8 protein-coding genes and 1 pseudogene are annotated in these 9935 nt (G+C 69.2%); 1 reads left to right on the top strand and 8 read right to left on the bottom strand.

Annotation, left to right across the window (positions count from 1 at the left end; genetic code table 11):
• Positions 1 to 113: 113 nt before the first annotated feature.
• The 6 genes from ABD089_RS12180 to ABD089_RS12155 all read right to left on the bottom strand — a co-directional run bounded on the left by ABD089_RS12180 (position 114) and on the right by ABD089_RS12155 (position 7263).
• Positions 114 to 2600 carry a copper-transporting P-type ATPase gene (locus tag ABD089_RS12180; protein WP_343886700.1) on the bottom strand — a complete coding sequence of 829 codons (2487 nt, stop codon included), beginning with the start codon at positions 2598 to 2600 and terminating at the stop codon, positions 114 to 116.
• 45 nt (positions 2601 to 2645) lie between these two features.
• The gene (locus ABD089_RS12175; protein ID WP_094763293.1) at positions 2646 to 2960 is read right to left on the bottom strand and encodes a hypothetical protein; all 315 of its coding nucleotides are present in this window, start codon (positions 2958 to 2960) and stop codon (positions 2646 to 2648) included.
• A gap of 187 nt (positions 2961 to 3147) precedes the next feature.
• The gene (locus ABD089_RS12170; RefSeq protein WP_343886699.1) at positions 3148 to 4632 is read right to left on the bottom strand and encodes a multicopper oxidase family protein; all 1485 of its coding nucleotides are present in this window, start codon (positions 4630 to 4632) and stop codon (positions 3148 to 3150) included.
• A gap of 57 nt (positions 4633 to 4689) precedes the next feature.
• On the bottom strand, positions 4690 to 5796 hold the full coding sequence (locus tag ABD089_RS12165) for a sensor histidine kinase (RefSeq protein ID WP_256762140.1): 1107 nt from the start codon (positions 5794 to 5796) through the stop codon (positions 4690 to 4692).
• On the bottom strand, positions 5796 to 6512 hold the full coding sequence (locus ABD089_RS12160; protein WP_301408993.1) for a response regulator transcription factor: 717 nt from the start codon (positions 6510 to 6512) through the stop codon (positions 5796 to 5798). Before ABD089_RS12160 ends, ABD089_RS12165 begins: the two co-directional genes overlap by 1 nt.
• Positions 6513 to 6543: 31 nt before the next feature.
• A complete protein-coding gene (locus ABD089_RS12155) occupies positions 6544 to 7263 on the bottom strand; it encodes a DUF6803 family protein (protein ID WP_343886698.1) in 720 nt (239 codons plus the stop codon).
• 138 nt (positions 7264 to 7401) lie between these two features.
• On the opposite strand from ABD089_RS12155, the gene ABD089_RS12150 reads away from it, so the two are divergent.
• Positions 7402 to 7614, top strand: coding sequence for a hypothetical protein (locus tag ABD089_RS12150; protein ID WP_343886697.1), 213 nt, complete (start codon positions 7402 to 7404; stop codon positions 7612 to 7614).
• Positions 7615 to 7675: 61 nt separating this feature from the next.
• On the opposite strand, the gene ABD089_RS12145 is transcribed toward ABD089_RS12150, so the two are convergent.
• A complete protein-coding gene (locus ABD089_RS12145; RefSeq protein ID WP_343886695.1) occupies positions 7676 to 8422 on the bottom strand; it encodes a peptidoglycan DD-metalloendopeptidase family protein in 747 nt (248 codons plus the stop codon).
• Positions 8423 to 8470: 48 nt separating this feature from the next.
• Positions 8471 to 9684 (bottom strand): annotated as a pseudogene (locus tag ABD089_RS12140) (IS256 family transposase).
• Between the last annotated feature and the right edge of the window lie 251 nt (positions 9685 to 9935).

Genomic DNA, 9935 nt, shown 5'->3' with positions numbered 1-9935 from the left:
TCATCATGACTCCTCCTGCCCCGCAGGGCGATGGAGCCACTTACACCGTTTCTAGGACAGACCCGCCCGGGCATCTGTGATGGGGTGAACAACGACCGGCTGGGCTCTTGGGGTCAGCGGTGACGGCGCAACCGCAGCGAGTTGGTGATCACGCTGACCGAGCTGAGGGCCATGGCGGCGGCCGCGATGACGGGCGACAGCAGCCAGCCAAAGGCCGGGTAGAGGGCGCCGGCGGCCAGCGGGATACCGACCACGTTGTACACGAACGCGAAGACCAGGTTCTGGCGGATGTTGCGCATCGTGTCGACCGACAGGTCGCGGGCCTTGACCAGGGCGGCCAGGTCACCGCCGAGCAGGGTCACGTCGGCGCTCTCGATGGCCACGTCGGTGCCGGTGCCCATGGCCACACCCACGTCGGCCACGGCGAGGGCGGGGGCGTCGTTGACGCCGTCGCCGGCCATAACGACCGTGTGGCCCTGGGCCTGCAGGGCCTGCACGTGGCCGTGCTTCTGGTCGGGCAGGACGTCGGCGACGACCTGGTCGATGTGCAGCTCGTCGGCGATGGCCCGGGCGGTGGTGGCATTGTCGCCGGTGAGCATGACGACCTTCATCCCGCGCCGACGCAGGTCCTCGATCGCGCCGGCGGTGGTCGCCTTGAGCGGGTCGGCGATGGCCAGCACACTGGCGGGACTGCCGTCGACGGCCACGACGATCGCGGTCGCGCCACGGCGACGGTAGGCCTCCACCACGGCGTCCAGGGCATGGGTGTCGACGTGCTGGCTGCCCAGGAAGGCGGGGCTGCCGACGAGCACGTGCTGACCGTCGACGGTGGCGCTGACACCGCCACCCGGGTGGGCGGCGAAATCGCTGGCCGCCGGCACCGTGCGTCCCGTCTGGCGGGCAGCATCGACCACCGCCCTGGCGAGGGGGTGTTCGGAGCCGGCCTCCACAGCCGCGGCGAGCAGCAGTGTCCGGGCATCCTCGTGGCCGTCGACGCCCTGCTGGTCGACCAGGCTGGGGCGGCCCTGGGTGAGGGTACCGGTCTTGTCGACGACGAGGGTGTCGACCTTCTGCAGTCGTTCGAGGGCCTCGGCGTTCTTGACCAGCACGCCCTCGCCGGCGCCGCGCCCGACCCCGACCATGATCGACATTGGCGTGGCCAGACCCAGCGCACACGGGCAGGCGATGATCAGCACGCTGACGGCGGCCACGATCGCGAACGGCAGCCGCGGCTGCGGCCCGATCGCCAGCCACAACCCGAAGGTGGCCAGGGCGACGGCGATCACGACCGGCACGAACACCGCCGAGATCTTGTCGACCAGTCCCTGGATCGGAGCACGGGACCGCTGCGCCTGGGAGACCAGGTCGACGATCCGGGCCAGGGTCGAGTCGGCGCCCAGGCCAGTGGCCTCCACCACCAGGCTGCCGCCCTGGATGATCGTGCCGCCGATGACCCGGTCACCGGGGCTCTTGTCGACCGGAACCGGCTCGCCGGTGATCATCGACTCGTCCACATACGCGTGACCATCGACCACGGTGCCGTCGGCCGGTACCTTCTCGCCCGGCCGCACCCGGCACCGATCGCCCAGCTGCAGCTCGGCGGCCGGCACGTCGGTCTCGGTGCCGTCGGCCCCGATGCGGTGCGCGGTGGCCGGCGACAGGTCGAGCAGGGCGCGGATCGCACCGGAGGTCTGGTCGCGGGCCCGCAGCTCGAGGACCTGGCCGAGCAGCACCAGGGTGATGATGACTGCCGCGGCCTCGAAGTAGGTGCCGACCCGGCCGTCCATCGCCCGCATCCCGGACGGGAACAACCCCGGCGCCAGCACCGCGACCACGCTGTACAGCCACGCGGCACCGACACCCAACGACACCAGGGTGAACATGTTCAGGTGACGGCTGACCACCGACTTCGCGCCGCGCACGAAGAACGGCCACCCAGCCCACCACACCACCGGCGTCGACAGGGCCAGCTCGAGCCACGGCGCGACGCTGCCGGGCAGCGCACGCCCCAGCACCATGGGAACCATCACCATCACCACCAGCGGCACGCTCAGCACCGCCGCCACCCGGAACCGGCGACGCATGTCGACGAGCTCCTGGTTCGGGCCGTCGTCGAGCCCGGCCGAGACCCGCTCCAGCCCCATTCCACAGATCGGGCAGTCACCGGGACCGTCGCTGCGGACCTCGGGGTGCATCGGGCAGGTCCAGTCCCCTGCAGCGACCGCACCGGCCACCACCGCCGGCTCGCCGGTGGGGTGCTGGTGGTCGTGGTGCTGGGCGGCCGGCGCGTCCCCGCCGTCGGCGGGTTGCAGGAACATCCCGCACTTGGGGCAGCGTCCCGGGTGGTCGCTGGTCACCTCGGGGTGCATCGGGCAGAGCCACGTGCCCTTGTCGGCGGCGTCGTGGGTGTCGTGCTGCTGGGCATGTCCGTTCTGGCGGCCGTGTCCGTGCTGGTGGGTGGCGGGTGCAGCGTCGGCATCGACGAGGAACATGCCGCACTCGGGGCAGCGGCCGGGCTGGTCGCTGGTCACCTCGGGGTGCATCGGGCACGTGTAGCGGGTGGTGTGGTCGTGGGTGGCGGTGGCTGCCGGGTGGTTCATGGGTTGCTCCTCGAGACGGTGCTGCCGGTGGATGGCGGGCGGTGGTCAGTGCTGGGATCCGTGGTCCATCATGCGCATCATCAGCCACATCATGAGCATGCAGCCGATGGCGGGCACGAGGGCGGCCAGGACACCGCCGGCGGCGAGGCTGGCACGTCCGGCCCACAGGTAGCCGGCGACCACGAGCAGCATCGGTGCGCACATCAGCAGGTGCATCCAGTGGTGGGACTTGCCGTGCTGGTGGGAGTTGCCGTGCTGGTGGGTGGTGCTGGTGGGGTCCTGGTCGGTCATTGGCCCGGTCAGGGGCTGGCGGGGGGCCTCGCCGAAGGAGCGGGGGGCCTGGTCGGGGCTCGTGTACATGGCGTGTCCTTGTCTGCTCGGGGAAGGGGTTTTCCTTCCACTTCCACGGTGACGGGGCGAGGTCAATGAGCTCGCGAGGTTTGGTGAAGGTCTGGTCAAGCTCTGCAGACGGCGATGGTGAGGCTGCCGCAAGGGGTCAGCCGCGCCATCAGGGCAGGCGTGGGTGGCCGACATCGGCCGGGAGATGTCAGTAGCGCAGGGTCGTCATCATGCCGAGTTCGGCGTGGTAGATGTTGTGGCAGTGCAGCATCCAGGTGCCGGGGTTGTCGGCCTGCAGGTCGGCCTCGACGGTCTCCATGGGGCGGATCAGGACGGTGTCCTTGCGCAGCCCGTCGCTGCCGGGCAGGGCCCAAGTGTGGCCGTGGATGTGCATGGGGTGGGCCATCATCGTCATGTTCGTCATCCGCAGCCGCACGCGCTGGCCGCGGCTGAGCGCCAGTGGGGTGTCCTCGCCGAAGCGTTTGCCGTTGAGGCCCCACGCGTAGGGCTTCATCTGGCCGTTGAGTGCCACGTCGAGGGTGGTGTCGGGCTTGCGGTCGGGCAGTCGGGCGCTGTCGGCGGGCTTGAGCTGGGTGGTCAGCAGCGCCTTGCCGTCGAGTTCTGCGATGCGGGTGTCCGGGGCCGGGACGTTGCCGGAGCCGGAGCGCACGATGGCGCGGGCCGGGGTGCCCTTCTTGCCCTCGGGCGCGGCCTGCAGCACGAACACGCCGTCGCCGAGGGTGATGGTCGCATCCAGTCGTTCTCCCATCGCGAGGTAGACGGCGCTGGCCTGGGTGGGGGTCACAGGGAACCCGTCGGTGTGGGTGACGGTGAGTCGATGGCCCTGCAGGGCGAGCTTGAAGATGGTGTCGGAGGAGGCGTTGACGACGCGCAGTCGTACCTTCTGCCCGGGCTTGGCGGTCAGGGTGCGGGGCGCGGCGGGGACGCGGCCGTTGACGAGGTAGTGGGGGTAGGTGACGTCCCCGGCGTCACCCAAGGGTGACATGCCGTGGTCCATGCCGCCCATGTCGTGGTTCATGCCGCTGGACACGGTGCCGTTCTGTGCCTTGAACGCGGCGAGGATGTCATCGGGTGAGGTGCCCACGCCATCGGCCCAGTCGTCGAGGGTGATGATCCACTCGTGGTCGTAGCGGCCGGGTTCAGCGGGGTCGTCGATGACCAGCGGCCGGTACAGGCCGCGGTCGATCTGCACCCCGGTGTGGGGGTGGAAGAAGTAGGTGCCGGGGTCGGGGGCGACGAACTGGTAGGTGAAGCTGCTGCCGGCCTCGATGGGTTGCTGGGTGACGCCGGGCACGCCGTCGCTTGGCTGGCGCAGCGCGATGCCGTGCCAGTGGACGGAGGTGCTGGTGGGAAGCTTGTTCTCGACGCGGACCTGCAGCAGGTCTCCGGCGCGGGCCCGCAGGACGGGGGCGTCGAGGGTCTCGTCGTAGGCCCAGGTCCTGGCCGTGACGCCGCCCAGGTCGAGGGTGACCGGCCGGGGCGTGAGGACGTGGTTGACGGTCTTCGTGCCGGGGGCTGCGACCAGCGGGGTCTGGCTGGGGATCGTCAATGGGGAGTTCGGCGCGGCGGGTGCTGCGGCCGGGGTGTTCTTGGCGCCGCAGGCGCTCAAGGCCCCTGCCGAGGCCAGGCCGAGACCGGTGAACAGGACGTGGCGGCGGGAAAGTGTGTTCATGTCCTTGAGCCTGTCGGGCCCGGATGAAGCCCCCGGCAGGGGTTGGTCAAGATCTGGTCAAGAAGTCACGGTGGGCAGGGTCAGCGCGAAGGTTGCGCCGTGGCCAGGGCCGTCGCTGTGGGCCGTCAGGTCACCGCCGTGGGCGCGGGCAATGGCCCTGGAGATCGCCAGGCCGACACCGGTTCCACCGTCGACGTCGCGAGTGCGGGTGTCCTCGACGCGGTAGAAGCGTTCGAAGACGTGGGTGAGGGCCTCGGTGGGGATGCCGACGCCGTTGTCGGTGACGCGGACCACGGCCCGGTCGTGCTCGTGTCTCATCGCGACCTCGACCCGGTTGCCGCCCACCGTGTGTTGCAGGGCGTTGCGCAGCAGGTTGTCCAGGACCTGCCCGATGCGAGCGGCGTCCACGTCGACGCGCAGGCCGGGAACGGTCTGGGCGTGCAGCGTCACCCCGGCGGCGTCGTAGGCGTGCCGGGCTGCGGCGACGCTGGCCGTCACGATCTGGTCGAGGTCCTGGTGGCTCAGCGACAGTGGGATGCGGCCTTCCTCGGCGCGGGAGACCTCAGAGATGTCGGCGGCCAGGGCGGCCAGCCGCTGGTTCTGCCGTAGCAGGATCTCGACGGTTGCGGGGGTGAAGTCGACCACACCGTCCTGCAGTCCTTCGAGGGTGACCCGGGTGGCGGCCAGCGGGGTGCGCAGCTCATGGCCCAGGTCGGTGAGCATGCGTCGTCGGGTCTGCTCCGTGGAGGCGATCTGGCTGGCCATGTGGTTGAAGGCGTCGGCGACCTGGGCCAGCTCGGGGCTGGCCGAGGTCATCATGACGGGTTGGTCGTAGTGTCCGGCGGCGACATGTTGGGCGCCGTCCACGAGGGCTTCGACCCCGCGCGACAGGTTCCGGTTGAGGACGGTGGCGACCCCGAGGGCGGCGAGCATCGCGGTGCCCAGACCCACGGCCAGTGACACCAGGCCCGCGTCGTGGAAGGCCTGCTGAGCGTGCTCGACGACATCGGGCTGGGCGTGGCCGGCTTCGAGCATGTGCATCCGGAACCATGCCGGGCCGACCAGCAGTGCCGTCAGCACCATGGTGGCGGCCATCGCCGCCACCACGGCCATCTGGGTCCACAGCAGTCGGCGTCCCCAACTGCCGCGCGGGTTGCGCGGCATCACTGCCCTTGGCCCATCCGGTAGCCGACGCCGCGCACCGTCTGCACGAACCGGGGCTGGGAGGGGTCGTCACCAAGCTTCTTGCGCAGGTGCGCGATGTGCACGTCGACCAGGTGGTCGTCGCCGACCCAGTCCTCGCCCCACACGGCGTCGGTGAGCTGGCGGCGGTTCAGCACCCGGCCGGGGTGTTCCGCGAGGGCCTGCAACAGGTCGAACTCGGTACGGGTCAGCTCCACCGGTGACGCGTCGAGCTCCACCCGACGCGACGACGGGTCCAGGGTGAGGGCGCCGATGCGGTGCACCACCGCGGCTGTGGCGCCCGTACTCCCGGCGCGGGGGCGTCTCAGCAGCACCTGGATGCGAGCCACCAGCTCACGCGGGCTGAACGGTTTGGTCATGTAGTCGTCCGCGCCGACCGACAACCCGATCAGCTTGTCGACCTCGTCGGCGCGGGCCGTGAGCATCAACACGTAGCAGTCGCTGAAGGTGCGCAGCTGGCGGCACACCTCCACCCCGTCCATGCCCGGCAGGCCCAGGTCCAGCACCACCACGTCGGGGGCCGTGGCCCGGACAAGGTCAAGCGCGGCCAGCCCGTCCCCGCAGGTCTGGGCCGACATGCCGGCCCGCTCGAGGTAGTTCTTCACCGTGCCCGACAGCACCGGCTCGTCGTCGACGACCAGGACACTCGGTACAACCGCACCAGAAGCGCTGTTCATGACACCACCTCACCACGGACCCGGCCGGGGATCACTTCGACGGGGCGGAGCTGGGCATCATCGTCGAGTGGTCCATGTCCGTCATGCCACCCATGTCGTGGTTCATGCCGGACATGCTGCCCATGTCGTGCTGCACCGAGGCCGGCGCCTTCGGCGAATAGCCCATGACGGCAGGGTCGAGCATGCCGAAGATCATCGCGACGTGGGCCACCACCAGGAACACGGCCACCATCGCCACGTGCAGGCGCAGGCGCCCGGTCTCGTCGCGGCCCAAGAGCTGGGCCTCCAGCAGGCTGATCACCAGCATCGGCACGCCACCGGCCAGGTACGACAGGACAGCGATCACGTCCGCGGGGCCACGCCAGCCACCATTGACCGTCAGCGGAACCACGGCAGTGATAAGCAGGTGCAGGCCGATGAACACCCACACCGGCCCGGCCAGCAACCCGGCCCAGTGGCCCACCTTCGTCACCCATCCCGGCGCCGGACGCTCACCCCGACGAGCCAACAGCATCACCAACTCGGTGATCGCGAGCGTCTCGGCCAGCACGACCGGAAGCGCCATGAACAACAGCAGGTTCCACGGCTGACGCACGGCCAACAGCCCCATGTAGTGGGTCATCGGCATGCCCTCCATCCCCGACCCGGAGGTCAGGTCAGGGGCGGCCAGGGCCAGGGCGGCAGCTGCGATGGTGCCGACACCCAGGGCAACCAGCGGCACGGTACGGGAAGAGTTCTCGTTCGAGGTCATGGCCACAAGCCTCGAAGCCCCACATCGAGGTCGGGGCAAGGGAATGTGAAGATTCGGTCAAGCCGGTCTCCGCTTAGACATGGGGCCAGAACAGACCGTCACCATGGGGCCAATCGAAGTTGGCAGAGCCACTCGGTGATGGCGCGCGACGGTTCGCCGGTCTGCTGGTGGCGGGTCACCAATGCCGCTGGGGAGCTGCCCGCCCACCTCGTCGGGGAGGCCCGCGAGCACTGGCAGCGCGAGGGGATCACCGTCAAGGCCAACGGCCGGGGCTGCCGGATCACCGCTCACCGGACGGACCTCGTAGCCCTGACCGACGCGTGGCGGGAGGCGACGGCGGACCTCCGCTGACTTTTCGACGTGCGCAGTCGACCGCGCACGACGGAACGGGGCTCGGGCGACGGCAACGACCTCAGGCGCGGCTCATCCGCAGCGACTCCCACGGATCGACTGCCGACTGGTAACCGGTGCCCGACGGGCGCACCTCGAAGTGCAGGTGCGGACCGTCCTGCTGCTCACACCCGTCCATTCCACTGCGCCCCAACAGATCACCCGGCTCCACCCGCTGGCCGTCGGCCACCGCCACCTCGCCGAGGTGGCCAATCACGTGGTCCCGGCCGTCGGAGCGCACCAACAGACGCTTGCGACCATAGGAGGCGCCCATCGTCGACGGCCTGACATGGGCTGTGCCCGCCACCCCGGAACGCACGGGGGTTCCCTCGGGCATGTCGACGTCGACGCCGTGATGGACGTGCGAGTCATACCAGGGCGCCACCGTGCGCCCGTAGGAGAGCATCACCGGATGCGTTCCCCCGAACCACGGCGAGGTGAAACACCCCTCCTGGGAGGCCTCGCCGTTCAGGTAGAAGCGGCGGTTGCCACGCCAGTACTCGGAGCTGACCGTGCACTTCGATGGGTCATGCACCGCACCGAAGGAGGTGCGCACGATGCCACCCGACGGGCTTGGCGCGGAACTCCTCGTCGGGGAGTCCGAAGCGGAGGGGGTGGGCGACGCGGTCGTGACCGACGGAGTGGAGGAAGGAACCGGCGTGCTCGTCCGGCTCGGCTCCGGGTTCTGGGGCGCCTGGGGTGTCGCGGGAGCGCAGGCCGTGGCTCCCAGCACCACCAGCGCCAAGGCAATTCGGGTGCGTGCGGACATCGTCGTCCTCCTTCGGGACTGTCCGATTAACGGTGTAAGCGGCGGCTTCTACTGGGTGGTGCTGGCCGCGGGCATGCGGTCAACGAAGGTGGTGGCGAACGCGTTCAGGGCGGGCTTCCAGCGCATGCCCCACCGCGTTTGGCCGGTGCCCTTGGGGTCCAACGATCTCACGACAAGGTAGAGCGTCTTCAACGCGGCCTGCTCGTTCGGGAAATGACCCCTGGCCCGAACCGCCCGGCGGAACCTGGCATTGAGACTCTCGATCGCGTTCGTCGAACACAAGACCTTGCGGATCTCGACGTCGTAGTCCAGAAAGGGCACGAACTCGGTCCAGGCGTTGCGCCAGAGCCTGATCATGGCCGGGTATGCCTTGCCCCACTTCTCGGCGAACTCCTCGAACGCGGCCTCGGCAGCCTCCGCCGTGGGGGCCTCGTAAACGGGCCTGAGGTTCACGGCGATCTCGGGCCAGTGCCGCTTCGACGCGTAACCGAAACTGTTGCGCAGCAAGTGGATCAGACAGGTCTGCACCTTCGCTGCGGGGAACACCTGCCCGATGCTGTCGGGCAGGCCCTTGAGCCCGTCGCAGACCATGAAAAACACGTCGGTGACGCCGCGGTTCTTCAGTTCGGTCCGGCAGGCGAACCAGAACTTCGCCGACTCCCCGTCCCCGTTGCCGGGCCAGATCCCCAGAATGTCCTTGTGACCCTCCAGGTCGACCCCGATCGCGGCATAGTAGGGCTGGTTGCGCACCTGCCCATCCCGCACTTTGACCACGATCGCGTCGATGAAGATGGCGGCGTAGATCGGCTCCAACGGCCGCGCCATCCAGGTGGTCATCTCGTCGACGACGCGGTCGGTGATCCGACTGATCGTGTCCTTCGACACGCTGGTGCCGTAGACCTCCGCGAAGTGGGCAGCGATCTCACCGGTCGTCAGCCCTTTCGCAAACAAGCTCAACACCATGGCATCCATGTCCGACAAGCGGCGTTGGCGCTTCTTGACCAGCTGCGGTTCGAAGGTGCCGTTGCGATCCCGGGGCACCTGGATCTCGACCGCGCCGACATTGTCGGTGATCACCGTCTTCGACCGGGTGCCGTTTCGGGAATTGCCGAGCCGCGGCCGAGTGGGTCGTGCTTGTCATAGCCCAGGTGCTCGTTGAGTTCCTCGTCCAGCGCTGCTTTGACGATTTGGGCGGTCAACGCCTTCAGCAGGCCGTCGGGGCCGGTCAGGGCGATGCCGTCGGCTTTGGCCTGGCGAACCATCTGCGCGATCGCTTCACGCTGGGCCTTGTCCAACTCGGCCGACTCATCCGGCGGGGACGGTGGTGTTGGGGTCACAGCCTCCAGTCTGGCCGACTCCACGGCCGACGAGCTGCTGCTGGTGGTTGTCTCGGTCATCATGACTCCTCCTGCCCCGCAGGGCGTTGGAGCCACTTACACCGTTTCTCTGACATACATGATGGAAAGCGTCTTGGGGAGTCGTGACCCTGCCTCTGACTGGTGCCCTGCTGGGC

It is taken from the genome of Luteococcus sanguinis, from assembly GCF_039527675.1.
GTDB classification, from domain to species: Bacteria; Actinomycetota; Actinomycetes; order Propionibacteriales; family Propionibacteriaceae; genus Luteococcus; species Luteococcus sanguinis.
The sequence above is the reverse complement of the archived record's forward strand: the minus strand, read 5'-3'. Positions and strand labels throughout refer to the sequence as shown.